The following is a 26,566-nucleotide window of genomic DNA, read 5'->3' on the forward strand; positions in this document are numbered from 1 at the left end:
CAGGCGGACCGCCAGGCGCCGTTCCGCATCACCGGCCGCTATCCGCTGCTGGGGGTGGCGTAGCCGATTCAGTGCGACGCCGGCGCCCCGGACTGGCGCAGCGGATGGGCGCGGGCGAAGGCGTCCAGGGACAGGCAGGCCTCGGCGATGCGGTGAACGGTCGGCAGATCCGCCGTCTCGACCTTGAAGCCGCGGGCGCCGACCACCTGGCTGATCAGGCACAGATCGGCCATGCCAGGCGTATCGCCGTGGCAGAACCGGCCTGTGCCCGGCTCCGCCGCCAGCCGCCGTTCCGCCTGCGCCAGGCCTTCACGGAACCAGTGTCGGATCCAGGCCGTGCGCCCAGCCTCGCCGATCTGCAGCTCGTCGCTGAGATAGCGGCGCACCCGCGGCACGATCAGTGGGTGGTGGTCGGCCGCGAACAGCAGCGCCAGCGACCGGACCCGGGACCGGCCGCGCGCATCGGCCGGCAGCAGGGCCGGCTCGGGGTGCGTCTCCTCGAGATATTCGAGGATGGCCAGGGACTGGGTCAGCGGCGGCCCGTCATCGACCAGCAGCGACGGCACCACCGACTGGGCGTTCATCGCCAGATAGTCCGCGGCGTGCTGTTCGCCGGCATCGATGTCGACCATCACCTCCTCATAGGGCAGGCCCTTGAGGTTCAAGGCGATGCGCACGCGGAACGAGGCGGCGGACCGCCAGAAGCCGTACATCCGGATCATGAGTATTCCTGTCGTTCTTCGGCCGCAGCCGGTCAGCGCCGCAGATTGGTCTTGGCCAGCTCGATCAGCTCGCTGCCGCGGCCGTTGATGACGGCGCGCAGCATGTACATGCCGAAGCCGGCGACCTGGCTGGCCGATACCGGTCGGCGGCATCATCAGCTCCAGCTTGTTGGTCAGCACGTCGATCACCACCGGGCCGTCATGGTGCAGGGCGCGGCGCACGGCGCCCTCGACCTCGCCGGGATCCTCGACCCGGATGCCGAAGATGCCCATCGCCTCGGCCATCGCGGCGAAGTTCGGGTTGTCGAGATCGGTGTAGGTGTCGAGGAAGCCGGTCGCCTTCATCTCCATCGCCACGAAGCCGAGCACGCCGTTGTTGAACACCACCACCTTCACCGGCAGGTTCTGCTGCTTCAGCGTGATCAGGTCGCCCATCAGCATGGTCAGGCCGCCATCGCCGGATAGCGACACCACCTGCCGGTGCGGATAGGCGGCCTGGGCGCCTATCGCCTGGGGCAGGGCGTTGGCCATCGAGCCGTGGTTGAGCGACCCGATCAGCCGGCGCTTGCCGTTGACCTTGAGATAGCGCGCGGCCCAGACCGACGGGGTGCCGACATCGAAGGTGAACACGGCGTCGTCATCGGCCAGGTCGCTGACCACCTTGGTCAGATATTGCGGGTGGATCGGCGGCCGGCCCGGCGTGCCCTTGGCCAAATCGTCCAGCCCCTCCCGCGCCTTGACGTAATCCTGCAGCGCCGCGTCGAGATGCTCGCGGTCGGTCTTGACCTCCAGATGCGGCAGCAGCGCCGCGATGGTCTGGGCGACGTCGCCGACCATGCCCAGTTCGAGGTTGCAGCGCCGGCCGAGATTCTCGGCCCGGATGTCGACCTGGAGGATCTTTGCGTCGGCCGGATAGAACTGGCGATACGGGAAATCCGTGCCCAGCATCAGCAGCACGTCGCAATTCATCATCGCGTAATAGCCGGAGGAAAAGCCGATCAGCCCGGTCATGCCGACATCGTAGGGATTGTCGTATTCGACGAACTCCTTGCCGCCGAAGGCGTGGACGATCGGCGACTTCAGGGCCTCGGCCAGGCCCATCAGCGCCTCATGCGCCCCGGCGCAGCCACGGCCGCACAACAGGGTCACCCGGCTGGCGCCATTCAGTAGCGCCGCGGCCTGTTCGATCTCGGGCTCGGCCGGCCGGATCAGCGGCGCGGCCGGGGTCAGGAACTTGGAGTGGCGCCGGTCGCCGATCTCCTTCAGCGCCACGTCGCCGGGGATGACGACCACGGCCACGCCGCGCTTGGCCACCGCCTCGCGCATCGCGATCTCCAGCACCCCCGGCAGCTGCGCCGGGTCGGACACCAGTTCGCAGTAGTGGCTGCATTCCTGGAACAGGGATTGCGGGTGGGTCTCCTGGAAATAGCCGCGGCCGATCTCCGAACTCGGGATATGGGCGGCGATCGCCAGCACCGGCACGCGATTGCGGTGGCAGTCGAACAGCCCGTTGATGAGATGCAGGTTGCCCGGCCCGCAGCTGCCGGCGCAGACGGCCAGGTCGCCGGTCAGATGCGCTTCGGCGCCGGCGGCGAAGGCCGCGACCTCCTCATGCCGGACGCGGATCCAGTCGATCGTCTTCTTCCGCCGCAGGCTGTCGGTCAGCCCGTTCAGCGAATCGCCGACGATGCCGTAGATGCGCTTGACGCCGGCATCGGCCAGCATGTCGGCGATGAGATCGGCAACCGTTCGCTTGGCCAAGATCGGTTCTCCTGCAATCGGGTTGGCCTCGGCATGATAGCGGCTTGCGGCGCCGGCGGCTTGTGTTCCAACCCGAGGGCCGGGCACAGGTTCCGCACGATCTCGATGTTACGGCCGCAACATTTTTTGGTGACCCGGTCATGAAGTCGTAGCGCTGTCCCGCCACGGTGCGCTGGACTACCGTTTCCGCGAATGCGGCCTTCGGGCGCATCGGGGACCGACCTTGGAATGACAGAGCCTGCCATGACCCATGCCATTGCCGCCGACGTGCCGTCGAACCGGCGTCTCAACACCGGCGACTACAAGACCCTCGGCCTGGCCTCGCTCGGCGGCGCGCTGGAATTCTACGATTTCGTCGTCTTCGTGTTCTTCGCGCCTGTGATCGGGCAGTTGTTCTTCCCGGCCGACATCCCGGAGTGGCTGCGCCAGTTCCAGACCTTCGGCGTGTTTGCCGCGGGCTATCTCGTGCGGCCGCTGGGCGGCATCATCATGGCGCATTACGGTGACCTGCTCGGCCGCAAGCGGATGTTCACCCTCAGCATCCTGCTGATGGCCGCCGCCACGCTCGGCATGGGTCTGTTGCCGACCTATGCCCAGATCGGCATCTGGGCGCCGGTTGCCCTGCTGCTGCTGCGTCTGGTCCAGGGCGCCGCGATCGGCGGCGAGGTGCCGGGCGCCTGGGTGTTCGTGTCCGAGCATGTCCCGTCCGGCCGCATCGGCTATGCCTGCGGCACCCTGACGGCCGGCCTCACCGCCGGCATCCTGCTGGGGTCGGTGGTGGCGACGGTGGTCAACTCCAGCCTGGACGCGGCCCAGATTGCCGGCTGGGCCTGGCGGCTGCCCTTCCTGCTCGGCGGCGTGCTCGGGCTGGTCTCGGTCCATCTGCGCCGCATGCTGCACGAGACCCCGATCTTCCAGGAAATGCAGGCTCGCCGGGCGCTGGCGGTGGAGCTGCCGCTCAAGGTCGTGGCGCGGGACTATCGCAGTGCCGTGGTGGTGTCGATGCTGCTGACCTGGCTGCTGGCAGGAGCGCTCGTGGTGGTCATCCTGATGACCCCGACGCTGTTGCAGAAGCTGAACGGCGTGCCGCCGGTTCGGGCGCTGGAGGCGAACACCCTCGGCACTTTCTGCCTGATGATCGGCGTCATCGTCGCCGGCGTTATCATCGACCGGATCGGCGCCGGGCTCTTCTTCGTCATCGGCAGCCCGCTGCTCGGCATCGCCCTCTGGCTGTTCTACACCCAGGGCGCGTCGGACCCGGCGCTGCTGATGCCGACCTACGCCCTGGCCGGCTTCCTCGTCGGCATCGTCGGCGGCGTGCCCTTTGTCGTGGTCCGGGCCTTTCCCGCCCCGATCCGGTTCACCGGCCTGTCCGTTTCCTACAACATCTCCTATGCCGTGTTCGGCGGCCTGACGCCTCTGGTGATCCCGCCATTGCTGGCGCTGAACCCGCTGGCGCACCTCTATTACATGCTGGCGCTGTGCGCCCTGGGCTGCCTCATCGGCTTCTGGCTGATGCGGCGCGAAGGCTAGAGACCGTCTGGAAACGCTACTGGTGCGGCCGTCTGACGGCGGTTTCTGCGCTTCCGGTGCTCACGGACCCAAACGTCCGCTGCGCGCCGGGTCTCGAAACCACCGCCAGCCGACTCGCACCAGCGCATTTCCAAACGGTCTCTCAGCGTAGCATCAGCACCGGGATCAGGCAGGACCGCACCATCGCAGTGGTGGTGCTGCCGATGATCAGGCTGCGGATGCGGGAATGGCCATAGGCGCCCATCACCAGCAGGTCGATGGAGGCCTTTTCCACCTCCGCCGCGATCACCGCCTCCGGCTCGCCCGGCAGGATCCGGGCGCTGACGGTCCAGCCGGCCTCGCGCAGCTTGGTCTCGGCCGCGGCCATCCGGTTCTTGGATTCGTCGTCCGGGTTGCCGGCCATCAGCAGATGGCCCTCCAGCCCGCGCAGCAGCTGGCCGGCGGCGATCATGTCTACCGCCTTCATTACGCTCGGGCCGCCATCGAAGGCGATCAGGAAGCGCTGGATCGGCTTGAAGGCGCGGGCGGCGACCAGCACCGGCTTCTTGGTGGCCCGTGCCACGCGCTCGAGGTTCCAGCCGAGATGCAGCTTGGCGAAATCCGCCGCCTCGCCGCGCTTGCCGATGACGATCAGGCTGGTCTCCGACTCGAATTCACCGAGAGTCTCGACCAGGTCGCCATTGTAGAGATGGCTTTCGACATTGGTCGCGCCGGCCTCCTTCAGCCGGGTGCGGCCTTCGTCCAGGATCAGGCGGCCGCGCCGCTGCGACAGGCTGGCCCGCTGCTCATCCATGGCGGCGAGCTCCGCCAGGATGTCCTGGGAATAGGCGACCAGGGTGCCGCTGATGTCGACCGGGATGGTCGACACCTCGCGGCGGCCCAGCACATGCAGCAGCTCGATCGGCTGGTTCATCCGGGCCGCAGCCCAGGCCGACAGGTCACAGACGCTGTGGGAATAGATCGAGCCGTCGATACAGGCGAGGATCTTGGCCATGTCATCGACTCCATGTGGGCCGCGCCGGCGGGACTGCCGATCGGCGGCGTGGGAAGACTGACTCAACGCAGAGCCTGAAACAACAATGCGTATCGGCACCATTTTGATCCAAGATCGAAGCGGCGTCGATAACGGGCCCGGGGCCCTTGACCTTCCATCTACTGGAATCCCCATCTCCCGGTGGCAGGAACGATGGGAGCGGAGCATGGACCAGAAGCCTCACGATCATTCGGGCCACCATCACCACCATGGCGGCCCCGGTCACATGGAGCATGGTCATGCGGGGCATGGCCACGCCGGGCACGACCATCATCCGCAGGTGGCGGAGCCGGTCCCGGCCGGCACGATCTACACCTGCCCGATGCATCCGGAGATCCGGCAGGAAGGCGCCGGCACCTGCCCGATCTGCGGCATGGCGCTGGAGCCTGAGCGGATCACGGCGGAGGCCGGTCCCAACCCTGAACTGATCGATATGGGCCGGCGGTTCTGGGTCGGCTTCGTCCTCGCGATCCCCATCCTCCTGCTGGAGATGGGCGGTCATCTGCTCGGCCTCGACGTCGCCGGCTGGATCGGTGCCCGGGCCGTGGTCTGGGCCCAGCTCGTCCTGGCGACGCCGGTCGTGCTCTGGGCCGGCTGGCCGTTCTTCGTGCGCGGCTGGCAGTCGATCATCAGGCGCAGCCTGAACATGTTCACCCTGATCGCGCTGGGCACCGGCGCCGCCTATCTCTACAGCCTGATCGCGACGATCGCCCCCGGCCTGTTCCCGGACGGCTTTCGCGGCATGGATGGTGGGGTCGCGGTCTATTTCGAACCGGCGGCGGTGATCACCGTGCTCGTGCTGCTCGGCCAGGTGCTGGAGCTGCGGGCGCGTGAGCGCACCGGCGGCGCGATCCGGGCGCTGCTCGACCTCGCGCCCAAGCTGGCGCGGCGTGTCCGCGACGATGGGTCGGACGAGGAGATCCCGCTCGAACATGTCCATGTCGGCGACCGGCTGCGTGTCCGGCCGGGCGACAAGGTGCCGGTCGACGGCGTGGTGGCCGAAGGCCGCAGCACGGTCGATGAGAGCATGATCACCGGCGAAGCGATCCCGGTCGAGAAGGGGCCGGACGACAAGGTGATCGGCGGCACCATCAACGGCACCGGCGGCTTCGTCCTGCGGGCCGACCGGATCGGCAGCGAGACCGTCCTGGCCCGGATCGTCGAGATGGTCGGGCAGGCCCAGCGCAGCCGGGCGCCGATCCAGCGCCTGGCCGACCGGGTGTCCGGCTGGTTCGTGCCGCTGGTGGTCCTGATCGCGGTTCTGGCCTTCGTCGCCTGGGCGGTGTGGGGGCCGTCGCCGGCCCTGGCCTATGGCCTGGTCGCCGCGGTCTCGGTGCTGATCATCGCCTGCCCCTGTGCTTTGGGCCTGGCCACGCCGATGTCGATCATGGTCGGGGTCGGGCGCGGCGCCCGCCTCGGCGTGCTGATCAAGGATGCCGAGGCGCTGGAACGGCTCGAAAAGGTCGACACGCTGGTCGTCGACAAGACCGGCACCCTGACCGAAGGCAAGCCGCGGCTGGTCCGGATTGTCACGGCGCCGGGCCGGGACGAGGCCGACCTGTTTCGCCTGGCCGCCGGGCTGGAACGCGGCAGCGAACATCCGCTGGCCGCTGCCATCCTGGCCGGTGCCGTGGAGCGCGGGCTGGCGCCGGCAGCGGTGGCGGAGTTCCGGTCGCTGACCGGCAAGGGAGTCGCCGGCCTGGCGGAAGGCCGCGAGGTCGCGCTCGGCAATGCCGCTTTGCTGGAGGATCTGGGCGTTGCCGCAGGGCCGCTCGCGGCCGAGGCGGAGGCGCTGCGGCAAGATGGCTCCACGGTGATGCATCTGGTGCTGGATGGCGCCGTCGCCGGGCTGGTCGCGGTCGCGGATCCGATCAAGCCGTCCACCGCGAGTGCCCTGGCCGCCTTGCGGGCCGAGGGAATTCGCATCGTCATGCTGACCGGCGACAACCGGACGACGGCCGCGGCGGTGGCCGGCCGGCTGGGCATCGACGAGGTCGAGGCCGAGGTGCTGCCCGAGGACAAGGGGGCGATCGTCCGGCGCCTCAAGGGCGAAGGCCGGGTCGTGGCGATGGCCGGCGACGGAGTGAACGACGCGCCGGCCTTGGCCGAGGCCGATGTCGGCATCGCCATGGGGACAGGGACGGATGTGGCGATCCAGAGCGCGCATGTGACGCTGGTGAAGGGCGATCTCGCCGCCATCGCCCGGGCCCGGGCGCTCAGCCGGGCGACGATGGGCAACATCCGCCAGAACCTGGTCTTCGCCTTCCTCTACAACGCGATCGGCGTGCCGGTGGCGGCCGGGGTCCTCTACCCGGCCTTCGGTCTCCTGCTCAGCCCGGAGATCGCGGCGGCGGCCATGGCGCTCAGCTCGGTCTCGGTGATCGCCAATGCGCTCCGGCTGCGGGTGGCCCGGCTCGACGGTTGAGCCGGCGCCGTGGTCCCGTCAACCGGGGCCGCGGCGCAGCGCTTCGGTCAGGCCGGCCTGCAGCAGCACCGTCTCCATCGCCCCGGCGAGGCCCAGCACGGCCTCGTCGGCATGGCGCCGGCCGACGATCTGCAGGCCGACCGGCAGCCCCTGCGGCGTCAGCCCGGCCGGCAGCGACAGGGCCGGGCAGGGCGACAGCAGGTTGAACGGCGCGGTCATCTCCAGCCCATGGTAGCGGCCATCAGGTCCTTCGGCCATGAAGTCATCGTCATTCTGCGTCACCAGCGGTGCCGGCACGGCGCAGGTCGGGCACAGCAGGGCGTCGTTCGCGGCCAGGATCGGCGCCAGCGTGGCCCATATTTCGCTGCGCAGGATCTCGATGCGCTTGACCTCGGCGGCATCAAGCGTCAGGCCGCGGTCGATGATGCCGGTGATGACCGGGTCCATCCGGTCGCGATACTCGGCCAGGCGGTGGCCATGGAACGCCGCCATGAACACGCACCACAGGTCGAACCAGCGGTCGCCGACCTCGCGCGTCCAGGGCAGGCGCACCCGCTCCACCACCGCCCCGGCGCGCCGCAGGGCCTCGACCGCCGCCTCGATCGCCGCCTCGACCGCGGGATCGACGGCGTAATAGCCGAGATCCATCGACAGGGCGAAGCGCCGGCCGGCCAGCCCGTCGATCCGGGTCTTGGCGAGGTCGAAGGGCAGGGGCAGCGAGGAGATGTCCTCGTCGCTCGGCCCAACCGTCGCGGCCATGAAGGCGATGGCGTCGTCGACGCTGCGGGCCAGCGGGCCGAAATGCGAGATGTCGTCGAACTGGCTGGGCAGGATCGTCATCGGGATCCGGCCCAGGCTGGGCTTGAACCCGACCACGCCGCAAAGCGCCGCCGGGATCCGGACCGACCCGCCCATGTCGGTGCCCTCGGCGAAGGGCACCACCCCGGCGGCGACGGCGGCGCCGGACCCGCCGGAGGAGCCGCCCGGCGTCCGCCCGGGGTCCCACGGGTTACGGGTGATGCCCCAGCGCGGGCTGTAGGTGAAGCTGGAATGGGCGAATTCCGGCGTCGTGGTCTTGCCGATCACGATCGCGCCCGCCGCCTCCAGCCGCCGGACCACCAGCGCCGACTGGTCGGGCACCCAGTCGCCGGTGCTGTGCGACCCCAGCGTGGTCAGGTGGCCGCGGGTCGGGGTCAGGTCCTTGATCGCCACCGGCACGCCATGCAGCGGCCCGACCGGCTGGCCGGCGGCCACTGCCTTGTCGGCGGTGTCCGCGGCGGCCAGGGCCTCGTCATCCAGGATCAGGGTGAAGCAGTTCAGCCGGTCCTGCGCCGCATGGGCGCGGGCCAGGGTCGCCGCGATCACGTCCCGGGCCCGCACCCGGCCGGCGGCGATATCGGCTGCGGTCTCGCCGACGCTGGTGATCTGGGGGGCGGAGTCGATCATCTCTGGGTCCTCACGGGTAACCGATGGCTTGCGGCGGGCGCGGCTCGGCCCAAGGATAGGTGTATTGGACGAAAAGGCGGGCGATGCAGTTCTCGGCGTGGAACGACGGTCTCGCGGCAGCGCTGACCGCGATCGGCACGGCGGCGTTTCCCGACCGGCTGGGCGAGGCCCTGGCCGGGCTGGTGCCGTTCGACATGCTGAACGGCTTCGCCTATCGCGGCGACGCGCCGCCGATCGACCTGCACAACCGGCAGCCGCCGGATCTGGCCGGCATCATCGTCGACGGCTACATCGCCGGTTCCTATCTGCTCGACCCTTTCTTCGTGGCGGTCCGGTCCGGCACGCATGGCGGCGTGCTTGTCATGCGCGACCTGGCGCCGGACCGTTTCGGCCAGAGCGAATACTACAAGCGGCACTACATCCGCACCCGGATCCTGGACGAGATCGGCTATGTCCTCGATCTCGGCGGCGGGCTGACCGGCGTCCTGTCTGTGACCCGGCGGCGCGGCCACAGCAGGTTCAGCCGGGCCGAGACCGAGACGTTGCGCGATGCGGCGCCGATGGTCCGGGCCCTGGGTGAACGGCACTGGGCCGGGCTGGGCGCCCCGGCCGCGGCGGGCGGCAGCGGCGACCTGGTCGAGCGCCTGATCACCGTCAGCGGCGGCCAGCTGACCCGGCGCGAGGCCGAGGTCGTCGGGCTGATCCTGAAGGGTCATTCCTCGCCTTCGATCTGTGCGCTGCTCGGCTTCGGGCAGGAGACGGTGAAGACCCATCGCAAGGCCATCCACCGCAAGCTCGGCATCTCCTCCCAGGCCGAGCTGTTCGCCCGCTTCACTCCATTCCTCGCTCGGCCGCAAGGCTGAGCGAGCCTCAGAGACCGTTTGGAAATGCGCTGGTGTGAGTCGGCTGGTGGTGGTTTCGAGACCAGGCGCGCAGCGGACGTTTGGTCCGTGAGCACCGGAAGCGGAGAAACTGCCATCAGACGGCCGCACCAGTAGCATTTCCAAACGGTCTCTCAGCGCTTGGCCGGGGTCGGGTCCTCGACCTCGCGGAACGAAGTCTCGGGCGGCTGCCGGCTGAACATGCGGGTGAGGTAGGCGAGATAGACGATGCCGACCGCGAGCCAAATCAGGCCGAGGATCTTGGCGTGCTCGTCCAGGCTGACCAGCAGCCACAGGTTGGCGACCGCGCCCAGCGCCGGGATCACCAGCGCCTTGATCGCCGTGCCGAACCCACGCTCCGGTGCGCCCAGCCACAGCTGCCGGATCACCGACAGGTTGACGAAGATGAAGGCGACGAAGGCGCCGAAATTGATGAAGGAGGTCGAGGTGGTGACGTCCATCTTCAGCGCCGCCAGGGCCACGGCACCGGCCAGCACGATGTTGAACACCGGCGTGCGCAGGATCGGGTGGACATAGCCGAAGGCGGCCTTCGGCAGCACGTCGTCGCGCCCCATCGCCAGCAGCAGCCGGCCGACGCTGGCCTGGGCCGACAGGCCGGAGGCGAACTGCGCCACGATCAGCCCGGCCAGGAACAGCATGACGAAGACGTCGCCGCCGATCGCCTTGGCGATGTCGAAGGCGGCGCTGTCGACATTGGCCACGATGCCGCCGGGGAAAGCGGCCTGGGTGAAATAGGCCGCGCCGATGAAGATGGCGCCGCCGATCAGCGCGATCAGCATGATCGCCCGCGGGATGGTGCGGGCCGGGTCCACCGTCTCCTCGGTCAGGGTGGTCACCGCGTCGAAGCCCAGGAAGGAATAGGCGGCGATGGCGGCCCCGGCGAGATAGGCGGGCAGGGCACTGCCGCTGCCGGTGAAGGGGTCGAGCGAGAACAGCGGATGGGCATCCGGGCCGGCGACGACATAGCGGACACACAGCGCGATGAAGGCGGCCAGCACCGCGAACTGGATCAGCATCAGCACGATGTTGACGCCATTGGCCAGCTTGATGCCGACGATGTTGATGACGCTGGTCGTGGCGATGAAGGCCAGGATCCAGACCCATTGCGGCACGTCGGGGAAGGCGGCGGAGAGATACGCCGCGCCGATCAGCCAGATCGCCATCGGCAGGAAGAAGTAGTCCAACAGGATGGCCCAGCCGACCAGGAAGCCGATATGGCCGCCGAAGGCACGGCGGGTGTAGGTGTAGGCCGATCCGGCGACCGGATAGGTGGCGGCCATGCGGCCATAGGAATAGGCGGTTAGCAGCACCGCCACCAGTGCCAGCAGATAGGCGGTGGGCACGGCGCCGCCGGTCTGTTCCGTCAGGATGCCGAAGGTGCCTAACACGATCATCGGCGTCATGTAGGCCAGGCCGAACAGCACGACCGAAGGCAGTCGCAGCGTCCGCGTGAGCCCGAGGGTCTTGTCCGTCATCATCAACCTCCCTGGGGTCGCCGCCGTCTTGTGGCGACGGTCGGCGGGCCCTGTGATGTGCGATGGCGAACTATGGAAAGCCGACGCCGTGCCGCGCCATCACCCCAAGGGGGGAGGGCGGTGAGGTGTCTATCGTGGTCTCGTCGGTCCCCACGGCACCTGGCTCATGAACGCGGCCAGAATGGCCTTCGACGCGGCATCCCGCACCGGCGTCGCCCGATAATTCACGATCCAGAGGTCTCCGACGTAGCAGAAAAGATAGAGCTCCGACCGGACCGGGCCCGGCCGCTTGTTGATGAAGTCGTCGGTTTCGAATATCGCAACTTTCCCGGGCACGCCGGCCTCGCCGTGCGGCGGGGAAACTTCGCCTTCGCTGATGAACCGGGCCTCGGGGTGGGTATCGAACACCTCCTGTTCCCGCAGGCCCAGTTCCTTCAGGCACAATTCGTTCCGAAGCATGACCTCCGTGAGCTGCACGACGTTCTTGTCGGCTTCGGCGGGGGCGCTGAGGCGGAACCCCAGCGGCACCGGATAGACATAGGTGCTGACCAGCATATGGCCCGAAGGCGTGGACAGGTCGTAATTGGCGCCGACGTCACCGCCCTTGTCATCGAATTGCGTGAGGTGAACCCTGGTGAAGGCGGCGCTGGCGGCAGTCCCCGCCACGGGAAAGGTCAGGCCCGAGCCGGCGTGCCGATAGGGACCTGCCGCCTGGACGATGCCGGGCTGGGCCGGGACCGGCGTCGCCGTGCCGGGTGGAGGCGCGGCGGCGCATCCGGTCAGCAACAGGATGGTCGCAAAGGATCGCCAGGCAAGCGTCGTCGTTGTGAGCTTTGGCATCGTCCTCCCCCTTCGTCCGACACCGGCGTACTATGCCATTGCGGCGGGTCGAGGACGATGCCGAGTATGGAGTGCCCTGTCAGCCCGCACCGCCGGACAGGTCGGGCCGATAGCCGCCGAAGCTCCAGTGATGGCCCTCGGGGTCGCGGGCGCCATAGCCGCGGCCGCCATAGGGCTTGTCGCTCAGCGCATCGGTGATCTCGGCCCCGGCGGCGACGGCACGGGTGTGATGGGCGTCGACATCGTCCAGCGCGACATAGATCGACTGGTTCACGCCCGGCAGGTCGAGGGCGCTGACCCAACCCATCGCCGGCCTGCCGCTGCCGAGCATGATGACGGCGGATCCGATCGCCAGCTCGGCGTGGCGGATGGTGCCGTCCGGGCCAGGGGTCACCATCAGGGCGCGGAAGCCGAAGGCGCGCTGCAGCCAGTCGATGGCGGCGGATGCATCGCGGTAGAACAGGCAGGGAATGAGGATCGGGTCGGGCATCGCAACCTCCGTTCGAAGCAGGGATGCAGGTAGGGTAGGGGGCCCGGCCCGGCCGGTCTTGGACGGATGTTACCGGCTAATCCCGCATGCCGCCGCCTTCGGGCAGCCGGCGGCGCAGGAAGTCGGAGGGCGGGCTGCCGGCGAACTGGTTGAAATCGCGGATCAGGTGCGACTGGTCGTAATAGCCGCATTCGAAGGCCAGCTCGGCCCAGGGCATGGCCTCGGTCGATTGCAGCAGCCCCACCGCATGCTGGAAGCGCAGGATCCGGGCGATGCTCTTGGGCGGCAGCCCGGCCTGTTCGCGGAACTGCGCGATCAGGTGCCTGCGGCTGCAGCCGAGCTCCGCGCTCAGCGATCCGATGTCGACGGTGCCGTGGCTGGCGCACAGCCGGTCCCAGGCCCAGGCAACGCCGGCCCAGGGCGGCCTGGCCGCGGCGATGCGGGTGGTGATCGCGGCGTCGAGCAGGTCGAAGCAGTCATCCCAGTCGTCCAGCTCGCCCAGGCGCTGCTCCAGCCGCCGCGCCTCGGGCCCGAGGTCGCCATAATCGACCACCTGCTGGGCGACCTCTCGCAGCGGCAGGCCCAGGAACAGATGCGCGCCGACCGGGGTGAAATTGACCTGCACCCCGCGCGAGGTGCCGGCACCCTCGGTCACGACATAGCTGTCGTAGAGACCGCCGACGAAGGCGCCACGGAAGGTCCCCGGCTCCTCGGTCTCGCGCGGGTCGCTGATGCGGAAGGCGGGACCCGTGTTGAAGATGACCGCGATATGGGCAATGGCGAGCTCGCGCCGGCGGTGGAACAGGATGCCGCGCTCATCGAAGCCGGCATAGGTCTGGACATAGGGGCGCAGCCGGAGATCGGGCTCGCGGAACGCGACCTCCCACCGACCGAGCTCGGAGTCGTGACGGATGCGGCGCGTCTTCGGGACGTGTCCCATACTGGCCTCCGGCGCGGAGTGTGCCGTGGCGGCGCGGGGTTGTCTTCGGAAAGATCACCGATGCCGCCAGCATGGCGCCACCCGGTCATCCGAGATCGGGCAGGGGCTCCCCGTCGAATGATCCCTGCCGCGGTCCGACGTCGACGACGTGGTGCGCGGCAGGGCGGCTGCGTCGTGCCCGGTCCCTGCGCTCGATCTCGTTGGCCGTAAGCCAGCCATAGAAGGCGCTGATGCAAAAGAAGGACGCCAGGTCGAAGTTGCCGTCGCCGCCCTGCAGGGCATTGATGAGCGGAAGAATGGGGAGCGCCATCACCCATGCCGAGGAATAGGGCAGGACCCACAGCTCGGGTGTCCGGGCAAACCGCAGGGTGCCGAAGATCCAGGCGCCGAGCAGAGAGCCGAAGAACATGATCGACGTCAGCAAGCCCAGAATGCCCGCTTCGAACCAAGCGTTCAGGAACACATTGTGGATCTGGAAATGATTGTCGAGCGTGGCGACGCGCGCTCCCCCGCCGTAGCCGAGAAAGGGACTGAGTTCCAGTTTCTGAACGGCGAGCGCGTAGATCTGCAGACGCTCGTCATCGCCCAGCTTGGCAAAGCGTTCGCTCACCACCGTGCCGAGCTTTCCGATGGATTCCTGCAGCCCGGGATTGGTGAGCAGGACGACCGAGAGAAAGCCCAGCACCATCAAACCGGCGATCACCACCATCGCGGTCTGGCGTGCCGGCAGCCGGAACCGGTTCTGCTGGAGCTGGAAAATCCAGACGAACATCATCACCATGCCGACCAGCACGATGGACGAGCGGCTGAAGCTCAGGAAAACGATGAGCAGGCTCATCGTCGCCGCCGTCATTCCCACCATTCTCTGGGACAGGCCGCGCTGCCGCATCAGCGGCTGGATCGCCATGAAGAGCAGGAACATGAATATCAGGAAATTCACGGTGGCATGGCGGATGCCGGCCGTCTCGATCGGGTCCAGATTGCCGAAATACTGGGAAAGGTAGATGTAAAACGAGAACTGGAAGGCGACGAAATTTCCCGATCTTAATGCGTTGAAGATGAAAGTAAAAATATTCAGCCCAGCGAAAGACAGCGCAAAGAATGCTGCCGTCATGAAGACCAGAATGGACCCGATCGTTCCGTAGATGACGGCCCGGGTGACTGCCTTATGCGAGGATCGCATGAAGACGAGTGCCGCCAGGACACAGACGCCGTAATAGGTGGAGAATTTGGCGAACTTCGAGATCACGGCACCGTTGTCGAGCGCCCAAAACGAAGACAGCAACAGCACCATCAGGTAGGCGAAGAATCCGAAAAAGAAGCCCCAATGATTCTTCGCAGACTCGGCCAGGAATTCCAGGGATCGTCGATCGAGCGCTGCGAAGAGCAGGATATACAGGAAGCAAATATGGATCGGCTTGACGTTGAGGCCGCCGACATTGGCCAGCACCAGGAACTGGATCGGGCCTGAAAGGATAATGAGAAAAAGGGCCATTGGCTCGGATCCTACGCCGCCTGCAGCTCAGCTGTGTTCAGACCGACCTCATGCTTACGAGTGCACCGGCGGCCTGCCGCGCTGCCTGAAGACGATGATGATGACCGCCACCACAAACCCCAGCACAACCGCCAGGACGAGCGACATCACGACCTTCGGAGAGTAGGGAATATCACCGACCCAGGGCGGGCTGACGATGTCGATGGAGAACGGCAGGTCGACCTTTCCAAGCATCTTCTTCTGCTCTTCCGCGAAGAGCATCTGGATCAGCACCTGGCGCTGCTCGGACAAGGTGGCGTCACGCAATGCGCGCTGCAGATACGCGCTCTGGGCTTCGGCCCGCTCAAGGAAGCCCGCGCGGACCAGGCTGTCGACGATCGATGTGATCTGCCCCAGCAATTCTCGAGCCGCGGCAGGGTCGCTGTGGGAAAGATGAACCTCGAACATCTGGTTATCGTTGAGCTGATTCAGCGTAATATGCTGGTTCAGGAAATCGATGATGTCGGCGTCCGACGGCTTGGCCTGACGCGTGATGCCGATCAGGGAATAGAGGAAGTTGCCGACGGCTCCTCGTTCCTTCCAGCGCCCGTTGTCACTGTCCCAGCGCGTGTCGAACATCATCTTCAGCAATCGGTCATCGGCCTGCAGCTTCTGGGCAAGCAACGTCGATGTCAGCCCTGCCTGGAACCGGGCATAGGAATCATCCGCGTTCTGGCTGAGAAGCCCGAGATCCTGGGCGATGGACTGACCCGCCCCGAGCTTCGGGTCTGTTGAGGAGTCCGGTGACTGGGCAATCACCATCACCGCGTCGAATTTCGGCTGAGCCAGAAGAAGATAGCAACCTGCGGCGACCAGGGCCAAGACCACCGCCACCGCAATGGTGCGCCAGCCCTGGGCAATTCCGCGAAGCAGATCTTTTGGCGAGAGGAAATCACTGCTGGGCAAGGCGGCACCTGAACTGAGGCTCACCGTTCCGTCCGTTCCCGCCAGCGCGTCAGAGTGCAACGTTTTCATCAGATCTGCTTTCAACTGCTAGAGATGCGACGGCTTCTCCCGAAGGGTCGGCATTTGGATGAGGGCCGCGACTTTCTCCGCGTCCATATAGAAGATCAATGCCCAGGAGTCGCGCCGTATCCCGGATCCCTTCGGCACCTTCCGCCGATGGCATGCGACAGAAGCGAAACAGGGCCGTGGCGCCGGGGTGCCATTTCTCCATTCCGGCCAGCGGGACCTCCGCCGACTCCCCCGAAACATACAATGTTTCGGGGGACGCGCCTGAATCAGGCAACGTCACCATGTCGCCCATCGCGCTGTTGAAACCGGTGCCGTCACAGAGCAGGCGGCCCTGCAGGGCGCCGACGATCTGCCGGCCTCCACCGACCGCCCGCGCCCATCGATATCGGAAGCGCACGGGGCCGCGGTCCCAATCAGGGGGGAGGTTCCATTCGAACCAGACGGGATTTGCCGCAGCCGCCGTTTCATCTCCGGGAAGAGCCACGTACTGATAACCGGGCGAGGTGCTGGACGGTCGCATGTCGAGCAGGTCTCCGGTCGGGCGAAGGCCGTTGGCAGGAATGCCATGGACCGATGGCGCACCGCCGAGGACGACCGTCCGCCACGGCGCGCCGTTGTAGACCCAGAGGTTCAGGACCACCACGCCGCTGGCGGGCCAGTTCGGTTCCCCACCGATGAAGATCGGCGCCGGGTGGGTTTTGTCGGTGAAGAACAGAGTCTTGGCCACGCCTGCGTTGGTGATTTCCAGCTGCAGGTGGCTGCCGCGCTTGAGGGAATCCGTGGCCGGATCCGCCGAATTGGGCAGGCGGATCTGGCCCTCCGGCTTCGCGATGGTGAGAAGTTGCCTCACGCCCCGCTCCGGATCGATATCGGCGATGGCCGAGACCGATCCCAGATTGAAATAGCCGCTATCCGCAGCCCGCACGAGCAGGCCGCTGCGAAAACAGTAGCTCATCGACCCGTCGGGCGCCTGGGCCAGGAGGCGGTCGCGCGTGTCGTATTCTGTCGAGAATGGCGATCCCAGCGGTCGATAGGGGATCATTTTCGACGTGCTGTCCGGGAGTTCGACGTCGATCTGGCGGGTTGCGCCGGGGACGACCGTGGGAATGCCGATCAGGCCCGCGGACAATGTATTGGCGTATGGCCTCGCGACCTGGCCGTGCGCATTGTCCGAGGTGACGGTATCGCCGGGCTGTATGGACCCGGACAGGAGCCGATAGATCAGCAGGACGCTGCTGCTGCCCGCGGTCCGCTGGCTGCTGAGAACGATCGCCTTGCCGTTCGGGCCTGTCAGCGTGGCGCCGTCGGCGAACGATCCCGGCGTGTCGACATAGGCGTAGTCGCGCATCGGCTGGCCGGCATTGACGACCGACGACCGGATTCGTGCGACGAGTTGGGATGCCGCCGGATGCGCCTCGATGGCCACGCCGGTGGCAGTCTTGAAGCCTCCGTCGGCCTTGAAGGTTGTGTCGGTTTCGCTCCGCTGGCCCAGCAGCATGCCGCGCGCCCATTCGCCGTCGATATAGGTCGACCCGACCCGATAGACGCCGAAGTTCTGGATGGCCGCCGCCCCGGGATCATCATGCCCCGACGCAAATCGCCCGCGATCGCCGTGGATATACACATTGGCTGCTGCGAAGTTGCCGCCGTTGATGCGGATCGCGGTGTCACGGCTGGCCTGGGCCCGGAAGTGTATAATGAAGCTGTCGTCGGTGGCCGTCGCGGAACTCATCCATGAGGTCGCGACATTCTGTGTCCAGAAATGATCCACGACCATTCCGGTGCCGGCCGCGCAATAGCTGATCTTGCGGATATAGCGCCATTTCGGCGACGTCGCCGGCCCGGCATAGGCCCAGGACCAGCCATTCGCATCGGCGACCGGCCGTTCGTCCGTGTGGCTTGGCCCGCGGCCTTCGGTCTTGCCCGTTCCGGCGCCGATCAGGCGGTAGATCTTGCCGCCGTTCGTGCGGAAGTTCATGAGGGCGGGCGCGTCCCCGGCCGACCAGGCGGGCACGGGCATCTCGTCGGTCTCGAAACCCTGCGTCGCCGGCGCCGCGCTGCCGCTTGTTCCGCTTCGGCGGGCCCGATACGTCCCGGTGTCGGTCGTGATCAGCGTGTTGGCTTCGACGGTCTGGCCGGGTGCGAAGCGCTGGACGCCCTTGATGGGCTCGTCCGTCAGATATTCCCAGACGTCGGCCGATGCCGAGCTGCTGTCGGCCGAGGCCGATTTCGGGCCGGGCGCCAGCGGGGGCAGCCCGGCAGCGGGGGTGCCGGCCGACATGCAGACATAGATGTCGCGGCCCGCGATGACATAGTCATTCGGCTGATACGTCAGCACCGCATAGGTGCCGTCCCCCCGCGGAACGGCCGATGGCTGCCAGTCCGCCCGGGCGAAGCGGACATCCTTCTGAGGCAGTTGGGACGGGACGGGCAGCCCGCGTTCCGGCGTGAAGAAGCCGAACTCGAGATCGTAGACCTCGACGGACTGCCAGGTCGTGTTGCTTCCGCCCCGGCCCTCCGGGTTCGGCAGAAGTTCACTGTAGATGCCCTTGCTGCAGCTGATCGCGGCCAGTGCCGTCGGGGGTTTCGACGGATCCTCCGCGCGGATGGCAAGGCGTCCGATGACCGTGGAGAACCGGCCATAGGCGAGATCGACGACGCAGCTTCGGCCGCTGCTCTCGCCACTCCAGAACGGGACGGCATTGTAAGCGCCGTTCGCCGCGATCAGCGTTGCGGCGGCATGAATATTGACCTGTCCCGGCAGGACCACGGATTTCTCGACGCGGAACGTCCCTGAGAGAAGCAGAGGGAGCCCCAGTCGCACCGCCACGGTGAGGGCGGCGTTGATCGCGTCGCTGGCGTCGCCCGTGCCGTCGGCCTTGGCGCCGAACCATCGGACATTGACCGAATCGGCGATGACCCGGCGCCATCGGCCAGGTGCGTCGCCTGCCTGTGGCTTGATGAACACGCCGTTGTCGTCGGGATCATTGGCCTGCGGATCCCAGACGAAATCGCCACCGCCGCCATCTCCGGCGGTCTGGAACCCTTGGACCGCAATCCTTGCCTGGGCCTGGGCCTGGGCCGAAGGGGCCGCCGTAGCCTGCAGGCGCGCAGCGGCGGCAGGAGCGTTCCCGCTGGGCGTCTGCGGCGGCAGGGCGCGGAGCGCTTCGATGTTCGGCGTCGCGGTGGCGGTAGCGGGTGTGTCCGCGCGGGCAGGCTGAGCATCCACCAGCCCGGCCGCGGTTGCGGCCACCGGGACGACGCTTCCGGCAACAAACAGTCGGCGCGTCACTTCCATGGCCTTGGTCTCCCTCAACTGTGAGCGTCCAGCAAGCCAATATGCCAGGATTTGGGCGGGATTGAGTTCGGCCGTGCGGCCTCCGGGCGCCGTTTCACGCGAATGTTCATGCCTGAGCACGACAGGGATAGCAAGTTACGGTGGGATTTGGGCGAAAGGGCAGGCTGATCGCCGCTTCGGGTCGTTTCGTACGATTCGATCAATCTGCCGCCATCATCGGCAATTAAAATATATGAGGTGAGCCGCAGCGTGACGCGGGGAATGAGCAAGTGAAATGCTGGTGAGAAATTTTATTACAGATCTATGGTTACATTGTTGCTATCTGATCGGATAATTATTTCGTGTGTGCTGATTTTATTGACCGAAAATTCCGCTATAATTAAAGCTAATTTCGTTCTCTAGAGGATTGTGATCTTTTTTTCGGAATAAAATTACTCTAGCGCATCATATAATTTCTGTAACCTTGATTTTGCTATGTACAGCAAATACTTAGGTGGACTCGGTGGATTTGTGTTTCGTCTCAAAACGGGAATGCCGAACAGGGAATTTCACTTTTTGTGCTGAGCTGTTTGACTATTATCGAAATGGAAATGCAAACGCGTGAATTGCTCGCGCGGCCAGCTTCAGCAGTGCACAGCAGCCCGGCTGATGCCGAGATTTTTTAGGGAGAATATAAATGGCTGTCCTTAACGGCACCGACAATTCAGACCTGATGCTAAACTTGCTCGGCCTGGGCGATGATCAGATCAACGGCAAGGCTGGCGCAGATCTCATCGTCGGAAATCTGGGCAACGACGTGATCGATGGTGGCGCGGGTGCCGACATCATCATTGGTGGACTGCTGAACATTCTCGGCGGCACCGGAACGGTGCTCGACGGCGGAACCGACACCGCGACCTATTTCGATTCGAGCGCGGGCGTGCAGGTTGACCTTTTCGATCTCCAACTGCTGAACCTGTCCCTGCTCGGCATCAACATCACCGCCGTGAACGGCGCCGTGGGGCATGGCGGCGATGCCGAAGGGGACGTCCTGCTCGGCATCAACAACCTGACCGGATCTGCCTTCGACGACCGGCTGATCGGCAACGACCTGGTCAACGCCCTGGTCGGCAATGCTGGCAATGACGTGCTCTATGGAAAGGGCGGTGCCGACACCCTGACCGGCGGCGCCGGCGACGACAAGCTGGTCGGTGGCACGGGCGCTGACCACCTGGTCGGCGGGGACGGCTCGGACTGGGCCTACTATCACGAGGCGACGGCCGGCGTGATCGCGAACCTCGCGACCGGGACCGGCACCGGCGGCGAAGCCGCTGGCGACACCTATGACAGCATCGAGAACCTCTGGGGCTCGGCCTTCGCCGACACGCTGACCGGCGACAACGGTGTCAACACCCTGTTCGGCAACGACGGCAACGACATCCTCAATGGCGGCGGCGGTGCCGACTCGCTCCAGGGTGGCAACGGCAACGACACCATCAATGGTGATGCCGGGGCCGACGCGATCTACGGCGGCGCGGGGATCGACACGATCAACGGCGGTGACGGCGATGACCGGCTCGTCGGCGGGGCCGGCGCGGATGTCCTGAACGGCGGCGACGGCAGCGACACGGCCTATTACCACACCAGCACGAGTGGCGTGATCGTCGACCTCGGTGCCAACACCGGTGTCGGCGGCGAAGCGGCAGGTGACACCTTCAACAGCGTCGAGAACGTTTACGGGTCGGCCTTCAACGACACGCTGAGCGGCGATGCCGGTGCCAACACGCTGAGCGGTGCCGACGGCAACGATACGCTCAATGGCGCTGCGGGGGACGACACCCTGGTCGGCGGCAACGGTACCGACACGCTGAACGGCGATGCCGGTTCCGATGGCCTCTACGGTGGCTTCGGTGCGGATAATCTGAATGGCGGCGACGGCGACGATCGTCTCGTCGGCGGTGCCGGGGCCGATGTCCTGAACGGCGGGACCGGGTCGGACTGGGCCTATTATCACTCGAGCACCACCGGCGTGACGGTCAATCTGTTGACCGGAACCGGTACCGGCGGCGACGCCCAGGGCGACACCTACATCAGCATCGAGAACCTCTACGGCTCGACGCATGACGATAACCTGACGGGCGACGGCGGCACCAACTCCATCCTCGGCAACACCGGTGCCGATGTGCTGACCGGCGGCGGCCGCAACGACTTCTTCATCTACCGCGATGTCACGGACAGCACGGTTGCCGTGTCTGGCCGCGACACCATCACCGACTTCTCCCATGCCGAAAGCGATAAGATCGATCTCCGCCCGATCGACGCCGACGGCAACCCGGCCAACGGGGACACCGCGTTCACCTTCACGAGCGGTGGCGCGTTCACCGGCACCGGTCACGAGCTGATCGTCCAGTCGGAAGGATCTGGTGTCTACACCGTGCTGGGTGACGTCAACGGTGACGGCGTCGCGGATTTCGCGATCGACGTCCACTCCGCCACGGCGCTGGTGGCCTCGGACTTCCTCCTGTAACGCCATCGTCAAACCTGAGCAAAGAGAGAGGCCCCGGCGTCGGGGCCTCTTTTTTTGTTCGATCATTTCGATTTCAGCCATGCGTGAGCACTGCAATTTCGGGCTCTGACGGTCTGCTCGGTGGTCGACCCGTAGGAATCCATGACGGCTCGGATGTCTTCTGATCTTGTTTTGCGAGATTTAGAAATTAAATTTCAGATTCAAATAATTATATTATCTATCAAAGATAATTAACTGACTATGGTGCATAAGAAAGAGGAAATGCCTCAGAATGATTTAAGAGTGCATTGAAAATCATAAGTAAAATGCCGTTTTCAGATGGACAGTGATGACTTTTTTTGCATGAATGATTGGTGCCTCGCCAATGGGGCGGCAGCCGATTGGCGCATTCGATTAGTATTTTTGGAGGATGATATGGGTCTTCTTGACGGTCTGCTGGGGGGCGATGGCCTTCTGGGCGGCCTGCTTGGCGGAGGCAGCAGCAGCGGCGACAGCGGCGGCCTTCTCGACGATCTGCTCGGCGGGCTTTTGGGAAGCGACGGTCTATTGGGCGGCCTTCTCGGCAGCGGTGGCCTGCTTGGCGGCATTCTCGGCGATAACGGCCTGCTTGGCGGCCTGCTCGGCGATAATGGCCTGCTGGGCAACCTGCTCGGTGGCGGCCTGCTCGACACCGTACTGGACGGGCAACTGCTCGGTACGGTTCTCGGTGTCGTGACGGGAGTCGTCGAGACGATCCTGAGCGATGACGTGCTCGGCGCCGTCCTGTCCCTGGATCTCGGCCACCTCGTCGATTCGCTGCAGACCATCACGGCGAACATCCTGGGCGGCGGCATTCTGACCGACGGCCTGGTCGGCGGCGTGCTGGACACGGTCGAGGGCGTGCTCAACGCGATCACCGGCGACGGTGGGCTTCTCAGCGGCCATCTGCTGACCGGGCTGCTGGACGGCGATCTCGTCAGCGGCCTCCTCGGCACGGTGTCCGATCTGCTGGGCGGTGCCCTGGGCGGGGATCTGCTGGGCGGCGTCGTCGGGCTGGTCGAAGGCCTGACCGGCGGCCTGCTCGGTGGTCTCCTCAGCGGCGACCTGCTCGGCGTGGTCGATTTCGGCCTGGTCAACGACCTGCTCGGCGCGGTCGGCAGCCTCACGGACGGCATCCTCGGCGGCGGTGTCCTCGGCGGCAATGATCTGCTCGGCGGCGTGCTCGACCTCGTCGGCGGCCTGCTCGGTGGCGCGGTCGGCGGCGACCTGCTCGGCGGCCTGCTCGGCGGCGACCTGCTGAACGGCCTGCTCGGCACGGTCACGGGCGTTGTCGACGGCCTGCTCGGCGGCGACCTGCTCGGCGGTGTGCTCGGTGGCGACGGCAATCTCCTGGGTGGCCTCCTCGGATCGGTTGGTGACCTCCTCACCGGATTGCTCAGCGGCGACCTCACTGGCGGTCTGCTCGGTGGCGATCTGCTCGGTGGTCTCCTCGGGACAGTCGAGAACCTGCTGGGCGGTCTGCTCGGCGGCGCCCTCCCGGGCAGCGATCTGCTCGGTGGCGTGCTCGGCACGGTCGAGGATCTGGTGGGCGGCTTGCTCGGCGGCACGCTGGGCGGCCTGTCCGGTACGGTGTCGAGCCTGCTGTCCGGCCTGCTCGGCGGCGTCCTCGGCGGCGGCGATCTGCTCGGCGGCGTTACCGGCATCCTGAACGGCCTGCTCGGTGGCGTCCTCGGCGGCGATCTGCTGGGCAACCTGCTGGGCCATGACGGGATCGTCGGCGGCCTGCTCGACAAGGTCGAAGGCATCCTGGGCGGTGTCCTGGCTCCTGTCGAAGGCCTGCTGGGCGCTCTGCTCGGTGGCGATGCGCTGGGCGGTCTCCTGGACATCCCGGGCCTGCTGCACAGCCTGGCTGCCAGCGGCCTGAATGCCGAAGGCATCTTGGACGGCGTGCTGTCCACCGTGGGCAACCTGCTCGCCAACCTCGACCTCGGCGACCTCGGCCATGTCGGGCCGCTCAGTGCGATCACCGCGCTGATCGGTACGGTCAGCGGCGTGGTCGAGACTGGGGCGGATACCCTGGCTGGCCTGCTCGGCAGCGTTGTCGGGTCTGCCGATCACCTGACCGGTACGGCCGGAAACGACCACCTGCAAGGGTTCCTCGGTAACGACACACTCCTGGGTGCGGCGGGTAGCGATCGTCTCGAGGGCGGCACGGGCAACGACATCCTCGATGGCGGCGTCGGTGACGATACCCTGGTCGGCGGTCTCGGTAACGACGTCCTCATCGGCGGCACCGGGGCTGACCTTCTGGTCGGCGGTCTGGGCAATGACGGCTATACCATCGACAATGCCGGCGACAAGATCTGGGAAACGGCCGCGGGCGGCGTCGACACCGTCAGCTCGATCATCAGCTACACGCTCGGGAGCTATCTCGAGAACCTGACGCTGAACGGCACCGGCCTGATCAACGGGATCGGCAACGCCCTGAACAACGTGATCACCGGCAACGGGTCCCACAACACGCTGTCGGGTCTCACCGGGAATGACATCCTCCGCGGTGGCGGTGGAAACGACATCCTCATCGGCGGCTATGGCACCGACACGCTGACCGGCGGCACCGGCAATGACACCTTCCGTTTCACCAACTACACGGAATCGGTTGTCGGCGCGAAGCGGGATGTGATCACCGACTTCACCCATGGTCAGGACAAGATCGACCTCTCGGGGATCGACGCCAAGACCACAGTGGCGGGCGATCAGGCCTTCACCTTCATCGGGGCTGAGAATTTCCACCACGTTGCTGGAGAACTGCATTTCCAGGGTGGAATTTTGAGCGGCGATATCAACGGCGACGGCAAGGCCGATTTCGAGATCGGGGTTACGGGCGCTGCCTCTCTGGCCGTTTCCGACTTCATTCTCTGATCCCGGCGAACTGACCTTTGATGCGTGGCGCTTCGGCGCCACGCTTTTTTTTGACCGGATCCCCGCTCTGGGTGGGGCATCCGCAGCAACCCCTTGTTGAAGGGCCCCGTTCTTTCACCCAGTCACGACGGTGGCGACTATGCCTCAGGCACAATAGAGAGGCCGGACGGCATCCCGATCGCCGCTTGGGCGAGGCAGGACGCCGCCGGTCTTTCGCCTGTCGTGGTCCCGGGCCGAACGCCCGGGTTCAATCCGCTTAGAGGACGAAGTCGCCCGCCACCAGGACAACGGACGTTGTCAGGACGATATTGAAATCCGAGACTCCGTCGCCGTTGGTGTCGCCGCCGATCACCGTCTGGCCGCCGGAGAAGGCATAGTGCAACTCACCGGCATGGTGGGTGTAGGCGCCGGAGCCGATGAAGTTGAAGGCTTGGTCCCCGGCGACACTGGTGTTGGCGTCGATTCCCGAGATATCGATCTTGTCGCCCTGGGCGTCGCCGCCGGTGCCGGTCTGGCTGTTCAGGCTCACCGTGACGCTCGTTGAGCTGTTGGCGTAGCTCACGGTGTCGACGCCATCTCCGCCATCCAGCCGGTCACCGTCGGCCCCGCCGGTCAGGATATCGTCACCGGCCTGGCCGTAAATCCAATCCGCCCCGGAACCGCCGTCGATCGTATCGTTGTCGTCACCGCCCAACAGATAGTCACCCCCAGCTCCGCCGTGGATCTGGTCGTTCCCTGCGTCGCCGGAGATGTAGTCCAGCCCGGCATCGCCCCACAGAAGGTCGCTGGCGCCGCCACCACAAATCGTATCGTTGCCCAGGCCGCCCGAAATCAAGTTCAGGCCATCATTGCCGGTGATGGTGTCGTTGCCCTGCTGGCCGAGCGCATCGTGTCCGTCGCCGATGGCGATCACATCATCGCCTTTACCGCCCAGGATCCGATCACCTGTCACGCCGGTATACGTGTCCGCTGCGGATGTCAGGAGATGATCCGTCGTGTCGTTGTAGCTCGTGGCGAAGAGGTCGTATTCCCCCGGGTATCCCCCGAACTGATGAATGTCGATGTAATAGGTGCTGGTGGTCGCCACGGTGTAGGTGATGGCGGAATTGTTGCTGGGGCCACCATCGTCGTTGTTTGCGACCACGGTTCCGGTCGAGTCGTGCAGGCTCAGGACGCTGTCTCCGCCACCCGACCCCGGCCCTGTCGCATCGGCATAAAAATGATAGGTCAGCCCGGCCGTGAGCGTGACCTTGACCCAGTCACTGTCATCGAAGGCATTGAATTCGCCTGAGAAAGATCCTCCCTCGCTGATACCCAGAACACCTGGGCTAATTGTTCCTTCGAGGACGGTCGTCGTCGTTGCATCACCGGAATGTCGGCATTTGTTACCTCCATTGGGAAACGCGGATCTGAGCATTTTCGTATTCCCTCAAATTTTACGCATCTCCCAAATGGGAGGTCCGGTCGGGCCTCGGCAAACAGCGGCAGCCGTCGTTTCCGCCGGATATGCAGAGCCTTCCGGGACGCCTTCTCTGTCCTGGCGGCAGCTGCCTCTTTCTCAGCCTGATGGGATCGGCCAATCGTCGGACAATTTCAAATAAACATCGAAGTTTCGGCTGTTTCTGCGGGAGTGCATCAAATAAAATTTCGATGTCCAGTTATTTTGCTAAAATACATTTCTCTTTATTTTCTAATTGAATCGTTAATTCATATTGTCAGATTTTTATAAGGAGAAATTTTTAGCAAATTAATACCAACATATCCTGTTATTCAATTCTTTTAACT

General features: G+C 65.7%; 16 protein-coding genes. 5 read left to right on the plus strand and 11 right to left on the minus strand.

The window, feature by feature from the left end:
- Positions 1-68: 68 nt before the first annotated feature.
- Complete coding sequence (poxB, locus tag AC3XYG_RS22320) at positions 69-2,483, minus strand: ubiquinone-dependent pyruvate dehydrogenase (protein WP_489142065.1); 2,415 nt, start codon at positions 2,481-2,483, stop codon at positions 69-71.
- Positions 2,484-2,726: 243 nt separating this feature from the next.
- On the opposite strand from poxB, the gene AC3XYG_RS22325 reads away from it, so the two are divergent.
- Positions 2,727-4,016, plus strand: a complete 1,290-nt coding sequence (locus tag AC3XYG_RS22325) for an MFS transporter (RefSeq protein ID WP_489142066.1) — start codon at positions 2,727-2,729, stop codon at positions 4,014-4,016.
- 142 nt (positions 4,017-4,158) lie between these two features.
- Here the strand turns inward: AC3XYG_RS22325 and AC3XYG_RS22330 are convergent, their stop codons facing one another.
- Positions 4,159-5,010 (minus strand): universal stress protein, encoded by an 852-nt coding sequence (locus AC3XYG_RS22330; RefSeq protein WP_489142067.1) that lies wholly within the window; start codon positions 5,008-5,010, stop codon positions 4,159-4,161.
- A 205-nt stretch (positions 5,011-5,215) separates the two neighbouring features.
- Between AC3XYG_RS22330 and AC3XYG_RS22335 the strand changes: the two genes are divergently transcribed.
- A complete protein-coding gene (locus tag AC3XYG_RS22335; protein WP_489142068.1) occupies positions 5,216-7,474 on the plus strand; it encodes a copper-transporting P-type ATPase in 2,259 nt (752 codons plus the stop codon).
- An 18-nt stretch (positions 7,475-7,492) separates the two neighbouring features.
- Here AC3XYG_RS22335 and AC3XYG_RS22340 read toward each other — a convergent pair whose 3' ends face one another.
- Entirely contained in the window at positions 7,493-8,920 is a 1,428-nt protein-coding gene (locus tag AC3XYG_RS22340; RefSeq protein WP_489142069.1) for an amidase, read from the minus strand.
- An 83-nt stretch (positions 8,921-9,003) separates the two neighbouring features.
- Here AC3XYG_RS22340 and AC3XYG_RS22345 point away from each other — a divergent pair, with 83 nt between their 5' ends.
- Positions 9,004-9,783, plus strand: coding sequence for a helix-turn-helix transcriptional regulator (locus AC3XYG_RS22345; RefSeq protein WP_489142070.1), 780 nt, complete (start codon positions 9,004-9,006; stop codon positions 9,781-9,783).
- Between the two features lie 152 nt (positions 9,784-9,935).
- On the opposite strand, the gene AC3XYG_RS22350 is transcribed toward AC3XYG_RS22345, so the two are convergent.
- The 7 genes from AC3XYG_RS22350 to AC3XYG_RS22380 form a co-directional block, all read right to left on the minus strand.
- Positions 9,936-11,297, minus strand: coding sequence for an APC family permease (locus tag AC3XYG_RS22350; RefSeq protein WP_489142071.1), 1,362 nt, complete (start codon positions 11,295-11,297; stop codon positions 9,936-9,938).
- A gap of 129 nt (positions 11,298-11,426) precedes the next feature.
- Entirely contained in the window at positions 11,427-12,137 is a 711-nt protein-coding gene (locus AC3XYG_RS22355; protein WP_489142072.1) for a hypothetical protein, read from the minus strand.
- 79 nt (positions 12,138-12,216) lie between these two features.
- Positions 12,217-12,627 carry a VOC family protein gene (locus tag AC3XYG_RS22360; RefSeq protein WP_489142073.1) on the minus strand — a complete coding sequence of 137 codons (411 nt, stop codon included), beginning with the start codon at positions 12,625-12,627 and terminating at the stop codon, positions 12,217-12,219.
- Between the two features lie 76 nt (positions 12,628-12,703).
- Entirely contained in the window at positions 12,704-13,567 is an 864-nt protein-coding gene (locus tag AC3XYG_RS22365) for an AraC family transcriptional regulator (protein WP_489142074.1), read from the minus strand.
- Positions 13,568-13,652: 85 nt separating this feature from the next.
- Positions 13,653-15,062 (minus strand): O-antigen ligase family protein, encoded by a 1,410-nt coding sequence (locus tag AC3XYG_RS22370; protein WP_489142075.1) that lies wholly within the window; start codon positions 15,060-15,062, stop codon positions 13,653-13,655.
- A gap of 54 nt (positions 15,063-15,116) precedes the next feature.
- Complete coding sequence (locus AC3XYG_RS22375; RefSeq protein ID WP_489142076.1) at positions 15,117-16,076, minus strand: Wzz/FepE/Etk N-terminal domain-containing protein; 960 nt, start codon at positions 16,074-16,076, stop codon at positions 15,117-15,119.
- Positions 16,057-19,374 carry a putative phage tail protein gene (locus AC3XYG_RS22380; RefSeq protein ID WP_489142077.1) on the minus strand — a complete coding sequence of 1,106 codons (3,318 nt, stop codon included), beginning with the start codon at positions 19,372-19,374 and terminating at the stop codon, positions 16,057-16,059. Before AC3XYG_RS22380 ends, AC3XYG_RS22375 begins: the two co-directional genes overlap by 20 nt.
- Before the next feature lie 676 nt (positions 19,375-20,050).
- Here AC3XYG_RS22380 and AC3XYG_RS22385 point away from each other — a divergent pair.
- Together AC3XYG_RS22385 and AC3XYG_RS22390 are read left to right on the plus strand one after the other, a co-directional pair.
- The gene (locus AC3XYG_RS22385) at positions 20,051-21,880 is read left to right on the plus strand and encodes a calcium-binding protein (protein WP_489142078.1); all 1,830 of its coding nucleotides are present in this window, start codon (positions 20,051-20,053) and stop codon (positions 21,878-21,880) included.
- Positions 21,881-22,198: 318 nt separating this feature from the next.
- Positions 22,199-24,781, plus strand: coding sequence for a calcium-binding protein (locus AC3XYG_RS22390; protein ID WP_489142079.1), 2,583 nt, complete (start codon positions 22,199-22,201; stop codon positions 24,779-24,781).
- A gap of 256 nt (positions 24,782-25,037) precedes the next feature.
- On the opposite strand, the gene AC3XYG_RS22395 is transcribed toward AC3XYG_RS22390, so the two are convergent.
- Positions 25,038-26,198, minus strand: a complete 1,161-nt coding sequence (locus AC3XYG_RS22395; protein WP_489142080.1) for a calcium-binding protein — start codon at positions 26,196-26,198, stop codon at positions 25,038-25,040.
- Positions 26,199-26,566: the final 368 nt, after the last annotated feature.

Source organism: Inquilinus sp. (assembly GCF_057815775.1).